Source organism: Chromatiaceae bacterium (assembly GCA_016714645.1).
Lineage (GTDB): Bacteria > Pseudomonadota > Gammaproteobacteria > Chromatiales > Chromatiaceae > M0108.
Genome location: JADKCI010000002.1, coordinates 650,219 through 673,034, shown reverse-complemented (window position 1 = coordinate 673,034; position 22,816 = coordinate 650,219). Strand labels below are relative to the sequence as shown.

Annotated in this window: 18 protein-coding genes, 1 pseudogene and 1 riboswitch; of the genes and pseudogenes, 4 read left to right on the top strand and 15 right to left on the bottom strand. The window is 64.4% G+C overall.

Annotated elements, in window-relative coordinates:
- Window positions 1-204: 204 nt before the first annotated feature.
- The 6 genes from IPN92_09975 to IPN92_09950 form a co-directional block, all read right to left on the bottom strand.
- The gene (locus IPN92_09975) at window positions 205-1,278 is read right to left on the bottom strand and encodes a fructose-bisphosphate aldolase class II (GenBank protein ID MBK8638587.1); all 1,074 of its coding nucleotides are present in this window, start codon (window positions 1,276-1,278) and stop codon (window positions 205-207) included.
- 53 nt (window positions 1,279-1,331) lie between these two features.
- Window positions 1,332-2,783 carry a pyruvate kinase gene (pyk, locus tag IPN92_09970; GenBank protein ID MBK8638586.1) on the bottom strand — a complete coding sequence of 484 codons (1,452 nt, stop codon included), beginning with the start codon at window positions 2,781-2,783 and terminating at the stop codon, window positions 1,332-1,334.
- A gap of 79 nt (window positions 2,784-2,862) precedes the next feature.
- On the bottom strand, window positions 2,863-4,044 hold the full coding sequence (locus IPN92_09965) for a phosphoglycerate kinase (GenBank protein MBK8638585.1): 1,182 nt from the start codon (window positions 4,042-4,044) through the stop codon (window positions 2,863-2,865).
- 165 nt (window positions 4,045-4,209) lie between these two features.
- Window positions 4,210-5,211 (bottom strand): type I glyceraldehyde-3-phosphate dehydrogenase, encoded by a 1,002-nt coding sequence (gap, locus tag IPN92_09960; GenBank protein ID MBK8638584.1) that lies wholly within the window; start codon window positions 5,209-5,211, stop codon window positions 4,210-4,212.
- A gap of 78 nt (window positions 5,212-5,289) precedes the next feature.
- Window positions 5,290-7,302, bottom strand: a complete 2,013-nt coding sequence (gene tkt / locus IPN92_09955) for a transketolase (protein MBK8638583.1) — start codon at window positions 7,300-7,302, stop codon at window positions 5,290-5,292.
- Window positions 7,303-7,531: 229 nt separating this feature from the next.
- On the bottom strand, window positions 7,532-8,089 hold the full coding sequence (locus IPN92_09950) for a thioredoxin family protein (GenBank protein ID MBK8638582.1): 558 nt from the start codon (window positions 8,087-8,089) through the stop codon (window positions 7,532-7,534).
- 180 nt (window positions 8,090-8,269) lie between these two features.
- Here IPN92_09950 and IPN92_09945 point away from each other — a divergent pair, with 180 nt between their 5' ends.
- The 3 genes from IPN92_09945 (at window position 8,270) to metF (ending at window position 12,038) form a co-directional block, all read left to right on the top strand.
- Window positions 8,270-9,439, top strand: coding sequence for a methionine adenosyltransferase (locus tag IPN92_09945; protein ID MBK8638581.1), 1,170 nt, complete (start codon window positions 8,270-8,272; stop codon window positions 9,437-9,439).
- Between the two features lie 21 nt (window positions 9,440-9,460).
- Window positions 9,461-9,536: riboswitch (S-adenosyl-L-homocysteine riboswitch) on the top strand.
- Between the two features lie 21 nt (window positions 9,537-9,557).
- Window positions 9,558-10,964, top strand: a complete 1,407-nt coding sequence (locus tag IPN92_09940; protein MBK8638580.1) for an adenosylhomocysteinase — start codon at window positions 9,558-9,560, stop codon at window positions 10,962-10,964.
- A 204-nt stretch (window positions 10,965-11,168) separates the two neighbouring features.
- On the top strand, window positions 11,169-12,038 hold the full coding sequence (gene metF, locus IPN92_09935; protein MBK8638579.1) for a methylenetetrahydrofolate reductase [NAD(P)H]: 870 nt from the start codon (window positions 11,169-11,171) through the stop codon (window positions 12,036-12,038).
- A gap of 95 nt (window positions 12,039-12,133) precedes the next feature.
- On the opposite strand, the gene IPN92_09930 is transcribed toward metF, so the two are convergent.
- From IPN92_09930 to IPN92_09905, 6 genes and pseudogenes are all read right to left on the bottom strand, one after another.
- Window positions 12,134-12,826, bottom strand: a complete 693-nt coding sequence (locus IPN92_09930) for a response regulator (GenBank protein ID MBK8638578.1) — start codon at window positions 12,824-12,826, stop codon at window positions 12,134-12,136.
- A pseudogene (locus tag IPN92_09925) lies at window positions 12,823-15,554 on the bottom strand (DUF4118 domain-containing protein). Before IPN92_09925 ends, IPN92_09930 begins: the two are co-directional and overlap by 4 nt.
- Before the next feature lie 18 nt (window positions 15,555-15,572).
- Window positions 15,573-16,154, bottom strand: a complete 582-nt coding sequence (gene kdpC, locus IPN92_09920; protein ID MBK8638577.1) for a potassium-transporting ATPase subunit KdpC — start codon at window positions 16,152-16,154, stop codon at window positions 15,573-15,575.
- 86 nt (window positions 16,155-16,240) lie between these two features.
- Window positions 16,241-18,316 carry a potassium-transporting ATPase subunit KdpB gene (kdpB, locus tag IPN92_09915; protein ID MBK8638576.1) on the bottom strand — a complete coding sequence of 692 codons (2,076 nt, stop codon included), beginning with the start codon at window positions 18,314-18,316 and terminating at the stop codon, window positions 16,241-16,243.
- A gap of 10 nt (window positions 18,317-18,326) precedes the next feature.
- Window positions 18,327-20,135, bottom strand: a complete 1,809-nt coding sequence (gene kdpA, locus IPN92_09910) for a potassium-transporting ATPase subunit KdpA (protein MBK8638575.1) — start codon at window positions 20,133-20,135, stop codon at window positions 18,327-18,329.
- Window positions 20,132-20,224, bottom strand: a complete 93-nt coding sequence (locus IPN92_09905; GenBank protein MBK8638574.1) for a potassium-transporting ATPase subunit F — start codon at window positions 20,222-20,224, stop codon at window positions 20,132-20,134. The genes kdpA and IPN92_09905 overlap by 4 nt, the downstream gene beginning before the upstream one ends.
- A gap of 158 nt (window positions 20,225-20,382) precedes the next feature.
- On the opposite strand from IPN92_09905, the gene IPN92_09900 reads away from it, so the two are divergent.
- Window positions 20,383-20,706, top strand: coding sequence for a methylenetetrahydrofolate reductase (locus IPN92_09900; protein ID MBK8638573.1), 324 nt, complete (start codon window positions 20,383-20,385; stop codon window positions 20,704-20,706).
- 14 nt (window positions 20,707-20,720) lie between these two features.
- On the opposite strand, the gene IPN92_09895 is transcribed toward IPN92_09900, so the two are convergent.
- From IPN92_09895 to IPN92_09885, 3 genes are all read right to left on the bottom strand, one after another.
- A complete protein-coding gene (locus IPN92_09895) occupies window positions 20,721-20,990 on the bottom strand; it encodes a HigA family addiction module antidote protein (GenBank protein MBK8638572.1) in 270 nt (89 codons plus the stop codon).
- A gap of 88 nt (window positions 20,991-21,078) precedes the next feature.
- Entirely contained in the window at window positions 21,079-21,336 is a 258-nt protein-coding gene (locus tag IPN92_09890; GenBank protein MBK8638571.1) for a type II toxin-antitoxin system RelE/ParE family toxin, read from the bottom strand.
- 132 nt (window positions 21,337-21,468) lie between these two features.
- Entirely contained in the window at window positions 21,469-22,644 is a 1,176-nt protein-coding gene (locus IPN92_09885) for an ATP-binding protein (protein ID MBK8638570.1), read from the bottom strand.
- Between the last annotated feature and the right edge of the window lie 172 nt (window positions 22,645-22,816).

Genomic DNA, 22,816 nt, shown 5'->3' with positions numbered 1-22,816 from the left:
TCCCAGCGCCGGGTCAACCGCAAAAGCCGAAGCGGCGCATCTTCTGGCAGCAGGTCAACGCCGCGATCGTCGATCCTGGCTTCATCACCCAGGTGCGCCGGAAACGTCAGAGGGCGCCCGTAGGCGCCCTCTGGTTTTCGACCTGGACATACACCGCCCCTCGCAAGCGCGGGGCTAGCGTAGGTCAGTACCCCCGACCCGGTCTTACCTCACCTGCGGATCCAGTTCGCCCTTCAAATAGCGCTCAGTCATGCGATCCAGGGACATGACGCCCCCGGCGACGATCTTGCTGGCGTTGCCGGCGGTGCCAAAAGCCTCGTAACGGGCCACGCAAATGCCCTTCATGGCCTTGGTGGCGGCGATGAAGTACTTGCGGGGATCAAACTCCTTGGTGTTCTCGGCCAGGAACTTGCGGATGGCACCGGTGGAAGCCATGCGCAGGTCGGTGTCGATGTTGACCTTGCGAACGCCGTTCTTGATGCCCTCGGCGATCTCCTCGACGGGGACGCCATAGGTCTCGCCCATGTTGCCGCCATATTCGTTGATGATGGCCAGCCACTCCTGGGGCACGGACGAGGAACCGTGCATGACCAGGTGGGTGTTGGGGATGCGGGCGTTGATGTCCTTGATGCGCTGGATGGCGAGGATGTCGCCCGTGGGCGGCCGGGTGAACTTGTAGGCGCCATGGGAGGTACCGATGGCGATGGCCAGGGCGTCAACGCCGGTCTTCTTGACGAAGTCGGCGGCCTCCTCGGGGTCCGTCAGGAGCTGGCTGTGATCCAGGGTACCCTCGGCGCCAATGCCATCTTCCTCGCCAGCCTGGCCGGTTTCGAGCGAGCCCAGACAGCCCAGTTCGCCCTCGACGGAGACGCCACAGGCATGGGCGATCTCGACCACCTGCTTGGTGATGGCCACATTGTATTCATAGGAGGTCGGGGTCTTGCCATCGACGCCCAGGGAGCCATCCATCATGACAGAAGAGAAGCCGAGCTGGATGGAGCGCTGGCAGACGGGCATGGAGGTGCCATGATCCTGGTGCATGCACACCGGGATCTGGGGGAACTCCTCGATGGCGGCGAGGATGAGGTGGCGCAGGAAGGGGGCGCCGGCGTATTTACGGGCGCCGGCGGAGGCCTGCACGATGACCGGGGAATCGGTCTGCTCGGCAGCTTCCATGATGGCGCGCATCTGCTCCAGGTTGTTGACGTTGAAGGCGGGTACGCCGTAGCCATGCTCGGCGGCGTGGTCCAGCATCTGACGCAGGGAAATCAGGGCCATGTCTTGTCTCCTCGTTTCGGTGAATGGGTTGACGGTTGAAGTGGGTTCGGGGTTCAGTCGTGGGCCAGCTGGGCATGCTCGCCCACGCGCATGATCTTGAGGACATTGGTCTGGCCTTCAACGCCGCGGCGGTCGCCCTTGGTAATGATGACCAGATCGCCATCGCGGACCGTGCCGGCGCGGAGCAGTTCCTCGATGACCTCGTTGTTGACGGCGTGTATATCGGTATGGGCGACGTCGAAACTGACCGGATAGACGCCCCGCATCAGGGTGACCTGACGGCGGGTAGGCGTGTGCCGGGTGAGGGCATAGATGGGGATGCCGGAACTGATGCGCGACATCCACTTGACGGTGGCGCCGCTCTCGGTGAGGGCGGCGATGGCCTTCACCCCCAAGTGGTTGGCGGTGTACATGGCGGCCATGGCGATGGCCTCGTCCACGCGGCCAAAGACCGAGTCCAGGCGGTGATGGGAGCGGGTGACGAGGGCGTTCTTCTCCGCTTCCAGGCAGACGCGATGCATGGCCTCCACGGTCTTGATGGGGTAGGCCCCCACCGAAGTCTCGGCGGAGAGCATGACCGCATCCGTACCGTCCAGAACGGCATTGGCCACATCGAAGACCTCGGCCCGGGTCGGCACCGGGTGCTCGATCATGGACTGCATCATCTGGGTGGCGGTGATGACCAGGCTATTCAGAGAGCGGGCCCGATGCACCAGATCCTTCTGAACCGAGGGGAGTTCGGCATCGCCGATCTCAACCCCCAGGTCGCCGCGGGCGATCATGATGGCATCAGCGGCGAGGATGATGTCATCAATGACCGCCAGGGCCTCGGCACGCTCGATCTTGGCGACGATACCGCCCTCGCCGCCGGCCTCGGCAAAGATGGCGCGGGCCTGGCGCACATCCTCGGGACCGCGCACGAAGGATATCGCCAGATAATCGGCCTGAATCTCGGCGGCGAAGCGGATGTCGCGGACGTCCTTATCAGTCAGGGCCGGAGCGGAGAGACCACCGCCGCGCTTGTTGATGCCTTTGTTATCCGACAGGACCCCGCCCATCACCACCTTGCAGCGAATCGCCCCGCCCGCCACCTCCTCCACCCAGAGCTCAATGGCCCCGTCGTCAAGGATGAGGCTGTCACCCCGCGCCACATCATCGGCCAAGGCGCGGTAGGTGGTACCGACCCGGTGGGCATCACCCCCGTCCAGGGGGCAGTTGGCGTCGATATTGAAGCGATCGCCATCCGCAAGCCGGATGGCGCCGGTAGCGAAACGGCCGATGCGGATCTTGGGGCCCTGGAGGTCAACCAGCACCGCCACGTCGCGGCCTAGGGCGTGGGCGCTGGCCCGCAGCCGGTGGGCGCGCTCCCGGTGGCGCTCGTGGGAGTCATGGGACAAGTTGAGGCGGGCCACATCGATACCGGCGGCGACGAGCCGGTCTAGGGAACCCTCGCCATCCGTGGCGGGTCCGAGGGTGGCGACGATCTTGGTGCGTCTGGGGGGCATGGGACGGCAGATTCAGTTCCGGACTCGGCGATGGAGGGGTGACGGGCGGCGGCGGGCGCCACCCGTGGGCGAACCGACCTCAGCCCTTGGCCCGTGCTTCGAGCATGGCCACGGCCGGCAGGGTCTTGCCCTCCAGGAATTCCAGGAAGGCCCCACCGGCGGTGGAGATGTAGGACACCCGGTCATAGATATCGTACTTCTGGATGGCGGCGATGGTGTCGCCACCCCCCGCCAGGGAGAAGCCTGGGGCCTCGGCGATGGCCATGGCCAGGGTTTTGGTGCCGGCGCCAAACTGGTCAAACTCGAAGACGCCGACCGGGCCGTTCCAGATGATGGTGCCGGCCTTGGCGATGATGTCCGCCAGTTGCCGGGCGGACTCGGGGCCGATGTCGAAGATCATGTCGTCTTCGGTCACTTCGGCGGGCTTCTTGAGGACAGCGGGCTCGTTCTCGGCGAACTGCTTGCCGCACACCACGTCCACGGCGATGGGGATGGTGGCGTTGCGGGCGGTCATCTTGCCCATCAGGTCCTTGGCGGTCTCGACCAGGTCGTCCTCGCACAGCGACTTGCCGACCGGAAAGCCAGCGGCCTTGAGGAAGGTATTGGCGATGCCGCCACCGACCACGAGCTGATCGACCTTCTGGGACAGGGCCTCCAGCACCGTGAGCTTGGTGGAGACCTTGGAACCGCCCACGATGGCGACCATGGGCCGAGCCGGGTTGGCCAGGGCCTTGCCCAAGGCGTCCAGTTCTTCCGCCAGCAGCAGACCGGCACAGGCCACGGGGGCGTAATCGCCGACGCCGGTGGTCGAGGCCTCGGCGCGATGGGCGGTGCCGAAGGCATCCATAACGAAGACATCGCACAGGGCGGCGTACTTGCGGGCCGTCTCCTCGAGGTTCTTCTTCTCGCCCTTGTTAACGCGGCAGTTTTCCAGCACCACCAACTCACCGGGGGCGACCTCGAAGCCACCGTCCACCCAGTCCCGAATCAAGCGTACCGGCTTGCCCAGGCGCGCGGCAATGTTGTCCGCCACCGGTTGCAGGGACACCTCGGGGGTCCATTCCCCCTCGGTCGGGCGCCCCAGATGGGAGGTGACCATCACCTTGGCCCCGGCCTTGAGGCAATGCTCCATGGTCGGCATGGAGGCGGTGATGCGCGCGTCCGAGGTCACCTTGCCCTCCTTGACGGGGACATTGAGGTCGGCACGGATCAGCACCCGCTTGCCGGACAGATCGAGATCGGTCAACTTGATGAATGACATGAAACTGCTCCCCGTGTCTTGGTTATGGTCGACTAAAGCTCTTGGGAAAACGGGCCTGGCTTTCCGAATGACTCTGGTCTGGGTACGGCCAGGGGTCTGATCCGCACTTGGAACCGCCGGTCAGGCGGGCGGCATCCGTGCCGCCGCTCGCCGGTATCCCGACGCCTACTGGGCGACGTGCTCGACCATGCGCAGCATGTTGCAGGTATAACCGTATTCGTTGTCGTACCAGGCAACGACCTTGACGAAGGTCTTGTCGAGGGCGATGCCGGCCTCGGAGTCGAAGATCGAGGGGGTGGATCGGCCACGGAAGTCGGTGGAGACGACCTTCTCGTCGGTATAAGCCAGGACGCCGGCCAGGTCACCCGACTCGGAGGCGTCTTTCATCGCCTTGCAGATGTCGGCGTAATCGGCTTCCTTGTTCAGCTCGACGGTGAGATCGACCACGGAGACATCGGAGGTCGGGACGCGAAAGGCCATGCCGGTCAGCTTCTTATTCAGCTCGGGCAGCACCACGCCGACCGCCTTGGCGGCACCGGTGGAGGATGGGATGATGTTCTCCAGGATGCCGCGACCGCCGCGCCAGTCCTTCATGGAGGGGCCATCGACGGTCTTCTGGGTGGCGGTGGCGGCATGCACCGTGGTCATGAGGCCGCGCTTGATGCCCCAGTTATCATGCAGGACCTTGGCGACCGGGGCCAGGCAGTTGGTGGTGCAGGAGGCCGCCGAGATGATGGCCTGGCCGGCATAGGTCTTGTGATTGACGCCATAGACGAACATGGGGGTGGCATCCTTGGAAGGGGCACTCTGCACCACCTTCTTGGCACCCGCCTCGATGTGCTTCTGGCAGGAGGCCTCGTCCAGGAAAAAGCCGGTGCACTCGATGATCAGTTCGGCGCCGATCTCGTCCCACTTGAGGTTGGCGGGGTCGCGCTCGGCGGTCAGACGAATGCGCTTGCCATTGACGATCATGGTGTTGCCGTCAACGGCGATGTCGCCCGGGAAGTTGCCATGGACCGAATCATACTTAAGCATATAGGCCAGGTAGTCGGGGGCCAGGAGGTCGTTGATACCCACGACCTCGATGCTCGGAAAGTCCTTGGCGATTGCGCGGAAGGCCATGCGGCCGATGCGGCCAAATCCGTTGATGCCCACTTTGATCGTCATGCGTTTGCTCCTGGTCTGGTTGTATAAGGGATATAAGGGAGAAGCGGGGCCTCCGAAAAAAAGGCCCCGGGGTAGGTCCTAGAGGAGGCCTTTGACGGTAGCCACCACCTGATCGACCGTGAAGCCGAAGGCCTTGAAGAGATCGCCGGCGGGGGCGGACTCACCGAAGCGGTCGATACCGATCACGGCGCCCTGGCAACCGACATACTTCCACCAGCCGGCGGTGCAGGCCGCCTCGATCGCGACCCGGGTCGTCACGGCGCGGGGCAGCACGGACTCCCGATAGGCCGCGTCCTGGGCATCGAAGGTATCGGTGCTGGGCATGGAGACCACCCGCACGGCCTTACCGCCCGCTGCCAGGGCATCGGCGGCCTTGACCGCCAGTTCCACCTCGGAACCCGTGGCGATGAGGATGGCATCCGGCGTACCGGCGCAATCGCGCAGCACATAGCCACCGCGAGTGATACTCGCCATCTGGTCGGCGTCGCGGTCCATGTGGGCCAGGTTCTGGCGGGAGAAAATGAGGCAGCTTGGCCCCGTCTTGCGCTCGATCGCCAACTTCCAGGCCACGGCGGACTCGACCGCGTCGCAGGGGCGCCAGACGCTCATGTTGGGGATAAGGCGCAGGGTCGGAATCTGCTCGACGGGCTGGTGGGTGGGGCCGTCCTCGCCCAGACCAATGGAGTCGTGGGTATAGACGAAGATGCTGGGCACCTTCATCAGGGCCGCCATGCGCAGGGCATTGCGGGCATATTCCGAGAACATAAGGAAGGTGGCGCCATAGGGAACGAAGCCCCCATGCAGGGCGGCGCCGTTCATAATGGCGGACATGCCGAACTCGCGCACGCCATAGTAGATGTAGTTGCCCGAGGCATCCGTGCGGCTAACGCCCTTGCAGCCCTTCCAGATCGTCAGGTTGGAGCCGGCCAGGTCGGCGGAACCACCCAGCAGCTCTGGCAGCAGGGGACCGAAACCGTCCAGGGCATTCTGGGAGGCCTTGCGGGAGGCAATGGTCTCGGCCTTGGCCACCACGGCGGCGACGAAGGCATCGGACTTTTCGGCCCAGTCGGCGGGCAGGTCCCCGGCCATGCGGCGCTGAAACTCCGCCGCCTGGATGGGATAGGCCGCAGCATAGGCCTCGAAGTGGGCACTCCATTCGGCCTCGGCGCGGGCACCGGCATCCCGGGCATCCCAGGCGGACTGGACATCCTGGGGGATCTCGAAGGGGGAATGACGCCAGCCTAGGTTCTCGCGGGTCAGGACGATCTCGTCGTCGCCCAGTGGGGCGCCATGGCAGTCTTCCTTGCCCTGCTTGTTGGGCGAGCCGAAACCGATGATGGTCTGGCAGCAGATCAGGGACGGCTTGCCGTCCATGGCGCGGGCCACCTCGATCGCGGCCTTGATGGCCTCGGGGTCATGACCATCGACCTTGGGGATGACATGCCAGCCATAGGCCTCGAAGCGCTTGGGGGTGTCGTCCAGGAACCAGGCCGGGGTAGTGCCGTGACCGCGCACCTCGCCATCAATGGAGATGTTGTTGTCGTCGTAGAAGCAGATCAGCTTACCCAGGCCCAGGGCGCCCGCCAGGGAGCAGGCCTCGTGGGAGATGCCTTCCATCAGGCAGCCATCACCCAGGAAGACATAGGTGTGGTGATTGACGATCTCGTGGCCGGGCTGGTTGAACTGGCCGGCGAGAACCTTCTCGGCGAGGGCCATGCCCACCGCATTGGTCAGGCCCTGCCCCAGAGGGCCCGTGGTGGTTTCGATGCCGGGGGCATAGCCGTACTCGGGGTGCCCTGGGGTCTTGGAATGAAGTTGCCGGAAAGACTTGAGGTCCTCGACACCGAGGTCGTAACCCGTGAGGTGCAGCAGGGAATAGATCAGCATGGACCCGTGCCCGTTGGAGAGCACGAAGCGGTCACGGTTGGCCCAGTTGGGATTGACCGGGTTGTGGCACATATAGTCGTTCCACAGCACCTCGGCGATATCCGCCATGCCCATGGGGGCGCCTGGGTGACCGGACTTGGCCTTCTGAACCGCATCCATGCTCAGGGCGCGGATCGCGTTCGCCAGTTCTTTGCGTGAGGACATGAAGCCCCTCCTCGTAGTTGTTGTGGAGACCGAAGTCTTGTGGTCGGCGTCTGGCTGGATTGGCTGCGCGCCCCTGGCCAGCATGGCAAAAGGTCGTATATTTTGGCCCAATTTAGCCCCTCACCGCAAACCAACTGGGCTTATGCAGGCAAAAATACTTTTATAGATTCTAATATACTGATTTTGTTACAGAGCTCTGCGCCCTGGCCCGGGGTACTAGGGAAAACCTTCAATTTTCCCGCCACTTGATGGAGCAGCCCATGCTGGGAATCTGGTCGCGCGGGCCTTCCCCGGTGGCGGCAACCGCTTTCATGGCCTCGAAAAGGTCGCGACGGACGTCCGCGGGGGCGGCCTCCTTGCGGCTCTCGTCGAGGCGGCCCCGGTACTGGAGTTCCAGATTGCCGTTGTAGCCGAAAAAGTCCGGGGTGCAGACGGCGCCATAGGCCTTGGCCACCTCTTGGGTCTCGTCGAACAGGTAGGGGAAGGGGAAATCCAGCTCCTGGGCGAGGTGCCGCATGTTGTCAAAGGAATCTTCCGGGTAATCGCTGGGATCGTTGGACAGGATGGCCACGCAGCGGATGCCGAGGGGCGCCAGGTCCCGGGCATCGCGGATGATGCGGTCGATGACCGCCTTGACGTAGGGACAATGGTTGCAGATGAACATGACCAGCAGTCCCTGGTCACCCTTGCAGTCGTCACGGGTCCAGCGGCGACCATCCACGCCGGGCAGGTTGAAATCCGGGGCTAACCGACCAAAATCGCAGACTGGGGTTTGCAGGGATACCATGGGGAGCCTCTCCTCGTGGGGATCTGAACTAGGTTAAGACGGAGCGCGAAACCGGTCCATCTTACCCCTTAGGGGGAAAAATCCAAGACTGCTACTAGGAATGAGGGGCCAAGGGCCCTAGAATCCGCCGTTTTCATCCGGCGCCCTCGGGGAGCCACAGCAAGGAGCCCTTACCTTACCATGTCGAAAGAAACCATCTTCACCTCCGAATCCGTCTCCGAGGGTCATCCCGACAAGGTCGCCGATCAGATCTCCGACGCTATCCTGGATGCCATCCTGACCCAGGATCCGGACCCCCAGCACGCCCGCGTCGCCTGCGAGACCATGATCAAGACCGGGGCCGTGATCGTCGGCGGTGAAATCACCACCAACGCCTGGGTCGATCTCGACGAGGTGGTGCGCAAGGTGGTCCGCGACATCGGCTACACCAGCTCCCATGTCGGCTTCGACGGCTCGACCTGTGCCGTCATATCCCTGATCGGCAAACAGTCCAGCGACATCGCCCAGGGCGTGAACCGTTCCGCCCCCGAGGAGCAGGGTGCCGGCGACCAGGGCCTGATGTTCGGTTACGCCACCAACGAGACCGATGTCCTCATGCCCGCGGCCATCACCTATGCCCATCGCCTGGTCCAGCGCCAGGCCGAGATGCGCAAGACCCACGTCCTGCCCTGGCTGCGCCCGGATGCCAAGAGCCAGGTCACCCTGCGCTACGCCGACAACCAGGTGGTCGGGGTGGAGGCGGTGGTGCTATCCACTCAGCACGACCCCGACGTGGACTATAAGCACCTGTGCGAGGCGGTGATGGAGAACATCATCCTGCCCATCATCCCCGCCGACTGGATCCACAAAGGCACCCGGTTTCACATCAACCCCACCGGTTCCTTCGTCATCGGCGGCCCCGTCGGCGACTGCGGACTGACCGGGCGCAAGATCATCGTCGATACCTACGGCGGGGCCGCCCGTCACGGCGGCGGCGCCTTCTCCGGCAAGGACCCGTCCAAGGTGGACCGCTCCGCCGCCTACGCCGGGCGCTACGTGGCCAAGAACATCGTCGCCGCCGGGCTGGCCGACCGCTGCGAGATCCAGGTCTCCTACGCCATTGGCGTGGCCGAACCAACCTCCATCTCCATCGAGACCTTCGGCACCGCCAGGATCGACGAGGAGCGGATCGCCCAACTGGTGCGCGAGCACTTCGACCTGCGCCCCTACGGCATCGTCCAGATGCTGGATCTGGTGCGGCCCATCTACCTCAAGACCGCGGCTTATGGGCACTTCGGGCGCGAGGAGCCGGAGTTCACCTGGGAGCGCACCGACCGCGCGGAGGCCCTGCGCGCCGCGGCCGGGCTTTAGGCGCTCATTTTTCCCTCACCCCACGCCGAGGAGCGCTGCGACCCCAGCAGGGGCCAGGCTCGGTAGTGGCCAACCCCGACAACGGCGCTCACTCTGATAATCACTGGAGTTGACTAGCATGAGTGAGTTTACCGACTACAAGGTTGCCGACATCGCCCTCGCCGCCTGGGGCCGCAAGGAGATCGCCATCGCCGAGACGGAGATGCCCGGTCTCATGGCCCTGCGCCACAAGTACGCGGCCACCCAGCCCCTCAAGGGCGCCCGGGTCACCGGCAGCCTGCACATGACCATCCAGACCGCGGTCCTCATCGAGACCCTGGTCGCGCTTGGCGCCCAGGTGCGCTGGTGTTCCTGCAACATCTTTTCCACCCAGGACCATGCCGCCGCCGCCATTGCCGCGGGCGGCGTCCCCGTCTATGCCTGGAAGGGCGAGACCCTGGAGGAATACTGGTGGTGCACCGAGCAGGTGGTCAATTGGCCCGACGGCGGCGGCCCCAACATGATCCTGGACGATGGCGGCGACGCTACCCTGCTGGTGCACAAGGGCGTCGAATACGAGAAGGCCGGCGCCGTCCCCGCACCGACCGCCCAGGATAACGAGGAATGGCGCGCCATCCTCGGCGTCCTCGGCCGGACCTTCCAGCGCGACAGCCAGCACTGGACCCGGCTCGCCGCCGAGATTCGCGGCGTCACCGAGGAAACCACCACCGGCGTCCATCGCCTCTACGAGATGGCCAAGGCCGAGACCCTCCTCTTCCCGGCCATGAACGTCAACGACTCGGTCACCAAGTCCAAGTTCGACAACCTCTACGGCTGCCGTGAGTCCCTGGTGGACGGCATCAAGCGCGCCACCGATGTCATGATCGCCGGCAAGATCGCCATGGTCGCCGGCTACGGCGACGTCGGTAAGGGTTGCTGCCAGTCCCTGCGCGGGCTGGGCGCTCAGGTCTGGGTCTCCGAGATCGACCCCATCTGCGCCCTCCAGGCCGCCATGGAAGGTTACAAGGTGGTCACCATGGAGGAGGCCGCGCCCTTGGCGGACATCTTTGTCACCGCCACCGGCAACCTCGACATCATCACCCATGACCACCTGCTGGCCATGAAGGACCAGGCCATCGTCTGCAATATCGGCCACTTCGACAACGAGATCGACGTCGCCTCCATTGAGGGCTACGTCTGGGACGAGATCAAGCCTCAGGTGGATCACGTCATCTTCCCCACCGGCCGGCGCATCATTCTGCTCGCCAAGGGCCGGCTGGTGAACCTGGGCTGCGCCACCGGCCACCCCAGCTTCGTCATGTCCAACAGCTTCACCAACCAGATCCTGGCCCAGATGGAGCTCTTCAACCATCGCGACCAGTACCCGATCGGCGTCTATGTCCTGCCGAAAAAGCTGGACGAGGAGGTGGCGCGTCTGCACCTGGGCAAGATCGGCGTCCACCTCAGTCAGCTCAGCCAGTCCCAGGCCGACTACATTGGCGTGCCGGTGGAAGGCCCCTACAAGCCTGAATACTATCGATATTGAGATCTGATCAAGGCGCCAGGGCCCACTGGGGTTCTGGCGCCTCCCGCCTCGCTAACGGCGGGTCCACCGACTCCGGGCACCAATGGCTTTGCGGGCATGGGGGCTCGGGTATCTCCTGCCCCACGGCCCCCGTAGCCAAGGCCCAGGAACACCTTCATTCTCCCCTGCCCCGAGGCAACCCTCTCACGCCTGACAGGAGCACCCATGCCAGCCCCCCGTAACCACCAACCCGCTTTCAGCTTCGAGCTGTTCCCGCCCAAGACCCCGGAGGGGATGACCAAACTCGCCGCCAGTATCGACCTGATGAATGCCGTGGGGCCGACGTACTTCTCCGTCACCTACGGGGCCGGCGGCTCCACCCGGGAGAGCACCTTCGCGACCCTGGACCTGCTCCTGGCCAGGGGCATCGCGGCCGCCCCCCACCTGGCCTGCATCGGTTCCAGCCGGGCCGAGATCCGCAACATCCTGGAACGTTACCAAGGTCAGGGCATTCGCCACCTGGTGGCCCTGCGCGGCGATCTGCCCTCCGGCATGGGGCTGGGCGCCGCCGGCGACTTCCGCAATGCCAACGAACTGGTGGCCTTCATCCGCCAGGAGACCGGCGACCACTTCTACATCGAGGTCGCGGCCTACCCGGAGGTCCATCCCCAGGCCCCCAACGCCGATCAGGACCTGGCCCACTTCCAGCGCAAGGTCGAGGCCGGCGCCAACGCCGCCATCACCCAGTATTTCTACAACCCCGACGCCTATTTTGGCTTTGTCGAGCGCTGCGCGGACCGGGGTATTCAGATCCCCATCCAGCCCGGCATTATGCCCATCACCAACTTCTCCCAACTCGCCCGCTTCTCGGACGCCTGCGGCGCCGAGATCCCGCGCTGGGTCCGCAAACGCCTGGAGGCCCTGGGCGACGACATCGAGGCCATCCGCGCCTTCGGTCACGAGGTCGTCCTCGGCCTCTGCCGCCGCCTGCTGGAGGGTGGCGCCCCGGGCCTGCACTTTTACAGCATGAATCAGGCGGGTCCGGTGCTCAGACTGTGCCAGGATCTTGGCCTGGCACCGGTGGGTCGCCCTTAAATCAGGAGTCCCTTTCCTTTAAGTCAGGCACATCCCTGCGGGGGGGTGGTAAAGGGGCGGGCCGTCGGGAGGACTTTGGCAGGATTCTGCCGCAGTTATATTTCCAGCCGATAGCCAACCCCGGACACGGTGAGCAGGTGTTGGGGCCGCGCCGGTTCGTCTTCCAGTTTGCGGCGCAGGCCGGCCATGAAGACGCGCAGATAATGGATGCGATCCAGGTGCGATGGTCCCCAGACCTCCTTGAGCAATTGCCGGTGCGTCAACACGCGGCCGGCATGGGTGAGCAGCACAGTCAACATGCGGTATTCGATCGGCGTCAAATGCACAGCTTGGTTGGCCCGCGTGACCGTGCGGTGGGCCAGGTCAATGCGCAGATTGCCGAACTCGACCAGGGCTTTGCCCCCGTCCTGGATGCGGACCACCCGGCGCAGCAAGGCGCGCAGGCGGGCCAGCAATTCCGGGACGCCAAAGGGCTTGGTCACATAGTCGTCGGCGCCCGCATCCAGGGCTGCCACTTTCTGTGTTTCCTCGCCACGCGCGGAGAGAATCAGGATCGGAATGGGGGTCCAGGCGCGCAGATCGCGAATGACATCGAGGCCATCCCGGTCGGGCAGGCCCAGATCGAGAATGATCAATTCCGGCTGGCGGGTGGCAGCCTCGATCAGACCGCGCTCGGCGGTTTCCGCCTGCCAGACCTGGAAGCCGGATGCGCCGAGGGCGCTATGCAGGAAGCGGCGGATTTCCTTGTCATCTTCGATCAGTACCAGGTTCACGATCGGTTCGCTCATTCCGATTCCTGGATAGCCGGTGGATTGCCGATTGGTAGGGTGAATACGAAGCAGGCCCCAGCTTGTGGGTGCCGATCCCGGGCTCGGTTGCGCGCCCAGACACGGCCGCCATGCGCGACGACGATGGCGCGTACGATGGCCAGCCCCAGCCCGACGCCGAGGATGGGGCTTTCCTCCTGGCCACGGGCGAATTTCTCGAAGATGACCTGCTCGCGGCCAGGTGGCAGGCCGGGTCCATTATCGCAGACCGAGACCTCGATATCCGCCCCGGCGACGCGGGCGGCGATTTCTATGACGCTACCCGGCGGCGTGTATTTCGCGGCGTTTTCCAGCAGATTGCTGAACACCCGTTCCATCAGGACCGCATCCAGCTCCAGCTCGGGCAGGTCGTCCGGCAAATCGATGCGTACGGTATAGCCTTCGAGAAGCGTAGTGCAGGCCTGCAGCGCGGCGCCGACGGCATCCTCCAGGGGTTGCCATTCGCGCCTGAGGATGACCTTGCTGTCCTGTAGGCGGGCCATGTCGAGCAGCTTGTTCACCTGAGCATTGGTGCGCAGCGCCTGTTCGCGGATGGCGGCGGCGAGTTCCAGGTGCGGCGGCGACAGTTTCGGCTCGATCAGCATCATGGCGTCGATCAGGCCGACCAGGGCCGTCAGCGGAGTGCGCAGATCGTGCGAGATACTGGACAACAAACTATTCCGCAGGCGTTCCGATTCCATGCTGACCAGGGCTTCCTGGGCGACGGCGATGTAATGCACCCGTTCCAGCGCGATGCCAATCAGGGCGGCGAAGGTATCGAGCAGGCGCTGTTGTTCCGGATTGAGCAAACCGCCTTCCTGGCGCGGCGCGATGGCCATGATGCCACGCACCCGCATGGTGGCCTTCAAGGGTACATAAAGAACCGGGCTGGCCGGCAGGGTATCGGTGCCGCAACCGGCGGCTTGACCGTGATCCAGCGCCCATTGCGCGATGCCCAGGTCGAGCACTTCGCCGCGCGAAAGGTTGACGGGCAGCTTGCCCTGGTCGTCAGGCAGCAGCAAATGGGCATGGACGCCGAGAGTGCTGGAGACAGAGCGGTCGCCGATTTCTTCGATCTGCTCCAGCACCAGCGCGCTCGATAACTCCCGCGCCATTTCATAAAGCGCGCGCATGCGCCGCTCGCGACTTGCCGCCACACGCGCCTGAAAGCCCAGGCCGGTGGTCAGGTGGGCGATACTCAGGGCGACCGCCAGCATCACGGCGAAGGTAACCAGATACTGGGCATCGTGGACCGCAAACGTAAGCCGCGGCGAGACGAAGAAGAAATCGAACGCCGCCACCGACAAGAATGAAGTCAGCAGCGCCGGGCCGCGCCCGAGCTTGAACGCTGCAAACAGCACCGCCAGCAGGAACAACATGACGATGTTGGCCAACTCCAGGATATTGTGCAGCGGCGTGGCGAGCAGGGTCACCGCGACGACGGCGGCCAATGCCAGGCCGTACTGGCGCCAGCCGGTGCGGCCACCAGCCTTGCCGATGGGATTCGCGAACGGGGCTTTGACCGCTTGCGCGGCGTCCTCACGCGCTTCGCCACCCAGTTCCACCAGTATCAGGTCGATATCCGGGGCGAGGGCGCCCAAGCGCGTGCTGAAGCGGCGCTGCCAGGGGAAACGGTAGGCGCGCCAGCCCACGGATCGGCGGCCGAGGACGATCTTACCCAGGTTGTGTTCGCGTGCGTAAGTCAGCGCGACCCGCGCGGCATCCTCACCGGGGAGGGTGGCGGTTTTCGCGCCCAGTTCGGCGGCCAGCTTGTGGATTCTCAGCAGGCGCGTGCGCCGTGCCTCCGGCAGGCGCAGCAGCTTGGGCGTTTCCACATAAATGACATGCCAGGGCACATCGAACTGCGCCGCCAGGCGGGCGCCGTTACGCACCAGCTTCTCGCCCCCCGGCTCGGGGCCAACGCAGACCAGCAGCGAATTCTGTGTCGGCCAGACCCTGGCCACGGACTGGTCGCGCCGGTAAGCCACCACATCCTCGTCCACCCGGTCGGCGGTGCGGCGCAGGGATAACTCCCGCAAGGCGAGCAGATTGCCCTTGCGGAAAAAAAATTCTGGATCGCCCGTTCCGCCTGTTGGGGCAGGTAGACCTTGCCTTCCTTCAGGCGTTGCAACAATTCGTCCAGCGGCAGATCGACCAGCACCACCTCGTCCGCCAGGTCGAACAAGCGGTCCGGCAGCGTTTCCCGGACCTTGATGCCGGTGATGCCGCTCACCACGTCATTGAGGGTTTCCAGGTGCTGGACATTGACGGTGGTGTAGACGTCGATCCCGGCGGCCAGCAGTTCCTCCACATCCTGCCAGCGTTTGGGATGACGCGAACCGGCGGCGTTGGAATGCGCCAGTTCGTCCATCAGCAGCAACCCCGGCTGGCGCGCCAATGCCTCGTCCAGGTCGAACTCCTTAAGCAGATGGCCCTTGTAGGAGATTTCCCGCGGCGGGAGCACTTCCAGCCCCCGCAGGAGTGACGCAGTCTCCGAGCGGCCGTGGGTCTCGACCACTCCGACCACGACATCCACCCCCTGCGCCCGCAACTGCCCTGCTGCCACCAGCATAGCGTAAGTCTTGCCGACGCCCGGGCTGGCGCCGAAGAAGATCTTCAGCTTGCCGCGCGCTGCGCGAACTTCCTCGGCCTCCAGTTTCGCCAGCAGCGCATCGGGGTTGGGCCGGGGGGGTTCGGGAGCTATGGCCATGTCTGGATTGTCATTCCGTTACGGTTTGCCGGCCACGGGGTCCAGCGCCAGATTCAGTTGCAGCACATTGACCCTGGCCTCGCCGAACACGCCAAACTGGCGGCCTTGGGTGTGTTGCTCGACCAGGCTACGCACCGCATCCATCGACAAGCCGCGCAGGCGGGCGATACGCGGCACCTGCCAGGCGGCGGCGGCCGGGCTGATATGCGGGTCGAGACCGCTACCCGAGGCGGTGACCAAGTCCACCGGGATCGCTGCGGTCTGGCTCGGATCGGCGGCCTTCAGGGCGGCGATACGGGCCTTCACCCCAGCTTCCAGCGCCGGATTCAGCGGCCCCTGATTGGAACCGCTGGAGGCGATGGCGTTGTAGGGCATCGGGCCGGTGGCGGAGGGGCGACCCCAGAAGTATTTCGGGTCGCTGAAGTGCTGGCCGATCAAGAGGGAGCCGACCACCTTGCCGTCGCGCTCGATCAGGCTGCCATTGGCGGCGTCGGCAAACAGGGCTTGGGCAATGCCAGTGACCAGCAGGGGGTAGAGGATGCCGGTGAGCGCGGTCATCGCCAACAGCATGACGAAGGCGGGTTTCAGTTCTTTCAGCATGAGGGTTCCTTAGGCGTGATTCAGGCCCGTAGGCTGGGCACACGGCACTTTGCCCAGCGGGCTTGGCGATAGAGCCTGGTTGTCAATCAGGCAAGGTTCAGCCCAACCAGGATCAAGTCGATGATCTTGATACCGATGAAGGGCACGATGAGGCCGCCGAGGCCATAGACCAGCAGATTGCGGTTGAGGATGGCGGCCGCGCCCAGGGGGCGGTAGGCCACGCCTTTCAGCGCAAGGGGGATCAGGGCGACGATGATCAGGGCATTGAAGATCACCGCCGACAGGATCGCCGAGGCCGGTGTGGCCAGGCCCATCAGGTTGAGCGCCCCGAGCGCAGGGTAGGTGGTGGCGAAGGCGGCCGGGATGATAGCGAAGTATTTGGCGATATCGTTCGCGATGGAGAAGGTGGTCAGGGAGCCCCGCGTCATCAGCATCTGTTTGCCGGTTTCAACGATCTCGATCAGCTTTGTCGGGTTGGAATCCAGGTCGACCATATTGCCCGCCTCCTTGGCGGCCTGGGTGCCGGTGTTCATCGCCACCGCGACATCGGCCTGGGCCAGCGCCGGGGCGTCATTGGTGCCATCGCCAGTCATCGCCACCAGACGGCCTTCGGCCTGATGCTGGCGGATCAGCTTCAGTTTGGCTTCCGGCGTCGCCTCGGCGAGGAAGTCGTCGACCCCGGCCTCGGCGGCGATGGCGGCGGCGGTGAGGCGGTTGTCGCCGGTGATCATGATGGTCTTGATGCCCATGCGTCGCAGTTCGATGAAGCGTTCCTTAATGCCACCCTTGACGATGTCCTTCAGTTCCACGGCGCCGAGTACGCGTGAGCCATCGACGACGGCCAGCGGCGTCGAGCCACGCCGGGCGATGTCGTCCACCGCTTCTTGCACCGGCCGCGGCCAGGTGTCTCCCTGAGCCTCGACGTAGCCACGCACCGAATCCGCCGCGCCCTTGCGGATGGTACGGCCCTGCCAGTCGATACCGCTCATGCGGGTCTGCGCGGTGAAGTGCACAAAGCTGGCACCGTCGGCATGAATGTCTCTGCCGCGCTGATGCAGCGCCTCCTTGGCGAGAACGACGATGGAGCGGCCTTCAGGGGTTTCGTCGGCCAGCGAGGCCAGCAGCGCGGCTTCCGCCAGTTCCGCCGGGGTCACGCCGGGCGCGGGCAGGAAGGCGGTGGCCTGGCGATTACCCAGCGTAATGGTGCCGGTCTTGTCAAGCAGCAGCACGTCGACGTCGCCAGCCGCCTCGACCGCCTTGCCGGAGGTGGCGATGACGTTCTTGCCTAGCATGCGGCCCATGCCGGCCACACCGATGGCGGAGAGCAGGCCACCGATGGTGGTCGGGATCAAACAGACCAACAGCGCGATCAGTACGGTGATGGTGATGACCGTACCGCTACCCGCCGTTGCCACACTGTAGATCGAGAACGGCAGCAAAGTCGCCGTGGCCAGCAGAAAAGTCAGGGTCAGCGCCACCAGCAGGATGGTCAGGGCAATCTCGTTCGGCGTCTTCTGGCGTTTCGCGCCTTCCACCATGCCGATCATACGATCGAGGAAGGTCTCGCCCGGATTGACGCTGATGCGTACCACCAGCCAGTCGGACAGCACACGGGTGCCACCGGTGACGGCGCTGAAATCGCCGCCCGATTCGCGAATGACCGGGGCCGATTCACCGGTGATGGCGGATTCGTCCACCGAAGCGACACCCTCGATCACCTCGCCGTCCCCCGGGATGGTATCGCCGGCCTCGACCAGCACCACGTCACCACGGCGCAGGTCTTCCGCTGGTTGCCTATTCCATGGGCTGCCGTACCTTGGTTCCAGCTGCTTCTTGGCAAACACGGTCTTTTTCAGCCCTTTGAGTGCCGCCGCCTGCGCCTTGCCGCGCCCTTCCGCCAGCGCCTCGGCAAAATTAGCGAACAGCACCGTGAACCATAGCCAGAGGGTGATGGCGAGAATGAAGCCCGGGGTTTCCACACCCTGCGCGCCGCCCTGGCCGCCCAGCGCATGGATGAGGAGCCCGCTGGTCAGGAGGCTACCCAGCCAGACCACGAACATCACCGGGTTCTTCAGTTGGTGGCGCGGCGACAGGCGCTTGAGCGCATCCCGTGCCGCGGTTTGCAGCAGATTCGAATCGAACAGGGAAGGTGTCTTTTTCATGGGATGTTCCTTAGCGCACGCCTAGCATCTGCAACTGTTCGACCACGGGCCCCAGCGCCAGCGCTGGCAAGAAGGTGAGGGCGCCGACAACGATCACGCTGCCGATCAACAACAGCACGAATAGCGGGGTATGGGTAGGTAGCGTGCCGGCCGAGGCGGGGACGATTTTCTTGGCCGCCAGCGAGCCGGCGATGGCCAGCACCGCGATGACTAGCCAGTAGCGCGCCATCAGCATCGCCAGCCCGAGCATGCCGTTATAGAAGGGGGTGTTGGCCGACAGGCCGGCGAAGGCACTGCCGTTGTTATTGCCGGCCGACGAGAAGGCATAGAGGATTTCCGAGAAGCCATGGGCGCCGGGGTTTGCGACGCCGGCCACGCCGGCATCCACCACCACCGCGACGGCCGCGCCGAGCAGCACCGCCAGCGGCGGCACCAGGATAGCGACAGCGGCCATCTTGACCTCGAAGGCCTCGATCTTCTTGCCCAGATATTCCGGCGTGCGGCCGATCATCAGCCCGGCGACGAACACCGCCACGATGGCGAACATCAGCATACCGTAAAGACCGGAACCAACCCCGCCGAAGATCACTTCGCCCAGTTGCATCAGCCACATCGGCACCAGACCGCCCAGCGGGGTGAAGGAGTCGTGCATGGCGTTGACCGAGCCGTTGGAAGCGGCCGTGGTGGCGGTAGCCCACATGGCCGAATTGACGATACCGAAGCGCGCCTCCTTGCCTTCCATGTTGCCGCCGGCGGATAGGTCGGAGGCTTGGGTCGCCAGCCCCAGCCGCTCGAACAGCGGGTTGCCGGCCTGCTCCGCGCCGACGCACACCGCGCCCAGGCCGACCAGCACGAGAACCATCGCAGCGAGGATGGCGGTGCCCTGGCGGATGTCCCCCACCATCTTCCCGAAGGTGATGCACAGCGCCGCCGGGATCAGCAGGATGGCCAGCATTTCCAGCAAGTTGGACAGCGGCGTCGGGTTCTCCAGCGGATGCGCGGAATTGACGTTGAAGAAGCCACCGCCATTGGTGCCGAGTTGCTTGATCGCGACCTGGGAGGCAGCCGGACCGATGGCGATGGTCTGCCAAGTTTCCGTGACCGATTCCATTACCGGCTTGCCCGCGGCATCCCGCCCGCCCTGGCCGTCGGCATCCAGTTTCGCCTTTTCGTATTGCACCGGCTGGCTGAGTTCAACGGTTTGCAACGGCGCGAAGGTCTGCACCACGCCCTGGCTGACCAGCAACACAGCCAAGATCAGCGACAGCGGCAACAGGATGTACAGGGTCGAACGCACCAAATCGACCCAGAAGTTGCCGATGCTGTCCGCTTCGCGTTTGACAAAGCCGCGCACCACGGCCACCAGCACGGCCATACCGCTGGCGGCGGAAACGAAGTTCTGCACGTTGAGGCCGAGCATCTGGGTGAGATGGCTCATCATCGTCTCGCCGCCGTAGCCCTGCCAGTTGGTGTTTGTAGCAAAGCTCACCGCCGTGTTGAAGGCGGAATCCGGCGTGACGTTGGCCAGCGCCCGCGGATTCAGCGGTAGCCAGAGTTGTAGCCGCTGCAAGGCATAGACCGCCAGCAATCCGAGCAGGTTGAACGCCAGGAAGGCCAACGCATAGCGCAGCCAGGTCATGCCTTCGCCCGGTTTGATACCGGCCAGTCGAAAAAGCCCATTTTCCAGCGGACGCAACCAGCGCACATAGACTGGCAATTCGCCGGAGTAGACGCGCGCCATGTACAGCCCCAGCGGCCAGGCCAGGAGCAGCAACACGGCCAGATAGATGCCGATTTGCAGATAGCCGTTGCCGGTCATGAAAATTTCTCCGGAAAGAAAAGGGCGATGACCAGGTAGACGAACACCCCGGCCGCCGCCAGTAGCGCGATGAGATAGAGGGCACTCATGTCAGCGCTTCCGTAATTTTTCGAAAGCCGCCGCCAGCGCGGCGGTCATGCCGAAGAACGCCAGTACGGCGAAGAGATAAACCAGGTCCATAACGCTTCCTGTGGATGTGAAGGGGTACGGAATGAACTTTAGGAGGTTTCGGATTAAGAAGTGACCAATACCGTGGCGATCAGCGTTAAGAAAGCGTCAAGACGGAACAGGCGAACAGGTAAAGCAGGATGCCACCCGGGAGAGCACCTTCGCGACCCTGGATCTGCTCCTGGCCAGGGGCATCGCGGCCGCCCCCCAGCTGGCCTGCATCGGTTCCAGCTGGGCCGAGATCCGCAACATCCTGGAACGTTACCAAGGTCAGGGCATTCGCCACCTGGTGGCCCTGCGCGGCGATCTGCCCTCCGGCATGGGGCTGGGCGCCGCCGGCGACTTCCGCAATGCCAACGAACTGGTGGCCTTCATCCGCCAGGAGACCGGCGACCACTACTAGCCGGGGAACCGGGATTACGCCGCCAGCAACTTCGGCGCCCGCTCGACGAGTGGCGCCGGGCGTTGCTCAGCAATCCACAAGTCGTAGTCCATTTGCATGCCTAGCCATATTTCTGCGCGCCCTCCCCGTTCTGGTCCTAACCAGAATTCAACCCGGCGGGCCATTTCGGGGGAAATACCGGCATGGCCGTTGAGTATGCGGGACAGGGCGGTACGGGTGATGCCAAGTTGCCTTGCCGCATCGGTCACGGTCAAGCCGAGGGCGGGGAGGACGTCTTCGCGCAGGGTTGAACATGCGACTCATCGTCTTCTGCTAGTGGTAGTCCTGATAATCGACCAGGCTAAAGGGTGCAGCCCCGCCTCGCATTCAGCGCTACCGGCGTGAGCGCGCGGGGTGGTAGACCTGCTGCTTGTCCCATTTACCCACCGCAATGACAGCGACAAACACCAGGTCTTCATCCACACGATAGACCAATCGATATCCCACGCTTCTCAGCTTGATCTTGTAGCAGTCCGCCATGCCGGACAGGGCGGAAGCCGGCACGCGTGGATTTTCCAGGCGTTCGGCGAGTTTCTTCTTGAATGGTTCGCGCAAGCTGCTGTCGAGCCGCCGCCACTCCGCCAGGGCCAGTTCATGAAAGCGCCAGCAGGCTCATTGCCTTAGCTTATCCAGCGCCAAATTCAGTTGCGGCACATCGACCCTGGCCTCGCCGAGTACGCCAATCAGTTGGCCTGGCGAATGTTTCTGTCCCTGGGGTCCACCTCACAGTGCCGCCAGCTCTTGCGCCAGATCCCCCACCCCGATCGCCTCGATCCCATCGCCCTTGGGATAGCGTTCGTCTCCGGCATAGACTAGGAAGGCGCGCCGCGGGCATAGATCCGCCAAGGCGATACGCAGGCCCGGCTCGACCTTGGGCGCCAGACCGCGCTTGATTTCGATGGCCCACAACTGGTTGCCAGGCAATTCCAGTATCAGGTCCAGTTCCACCCCGGTCGCGGTGCGGTAAAAGCTGGCCTGGGTGCGTTCGGGGGCGGCGCGCAACAGGGTTTCGATCACGAAGCCCTCCCAACTGACGCCGGCCACCGGGTGGCCGAGCACCGCGTCGAGGTCATCCAGCCGCAGCAGGGTGTGGACCAGCCCGCTGTCGCGCACGTAAACCTTGGGGGATTTGACCAACCGTTTTCGTACATTGGCGTAATAAGGCGGTAGGCGTCGGACCAGGAGCAGATCCACCATCAGGTCCAGATACCGGGCAACGGTCTTGCCATCCACCGCCAGCGCCCGGGCCAACTCAGCGGCCTGGTGCAGCCCGCCCTGGGCATGGGCGAGCATGGTCCAAAAACGACGCAGGGTCTCCGCTGGGATGCGCGGGCCGAGTTGTGGGATGTCGCGCTCCAGATAGGTACGGATGAAGGACTCGCGCCAGGTGACGCTGTCCACATCCGTCTCGGCCAGGAAGCTGCGGGGGAAGCCACCCCGGCTCCAGAGCCGTGATAGCAGTGGGGACGGGTCCCCTGGTGCTACTTCAAGGGGATCGAAGGGGCCAAGTTCCAGATAGGCGATGCGCCCGGCGAGGCTTTCACTGGATTGGCGCAACAAATCAATGGAGGCGGAGCCCAAGAGCAGAAAGTGTCCGGCGGGCTCGCCCGCCCGGATGCGCTCATCGATCAGGCCGCGCAGGACCTGGAACAGCCCCGGGGCACGCTGCACCTCGTCAACCACCGTCAGCCGACCCGCCTGCGCGCCAAGATAGCCGCGGGCGTCCGCCAGTTTTTCAAGATCGGCGGGATTCTCCAGGTCCAGATAAACCCCCGTCCTGGCGGTCACACAGGCGCGGGCCAGGGTAGTCTTGCCGACCTGGCGGGGCCCGAGTAGGGCGACCGCGGGAAATTGCCGCAGGCGTTGTTCCAGTCTGGCTTGAAGAAATCGGGTGATCATGGTTGCAATTATGGAATCTAGTTCCTTAATTGCAAGGACCCATCAGGCCCCGGGGCGACGGGTTGGGCGCCGCCAATGCCGGCCTTTAGCCTGCACGGGCTTCAACCGCAAGCAAGATTGACCGGCCTGGGTCATGGGACATTTGACGCGGGCCCGCCCGAACTACAGAATC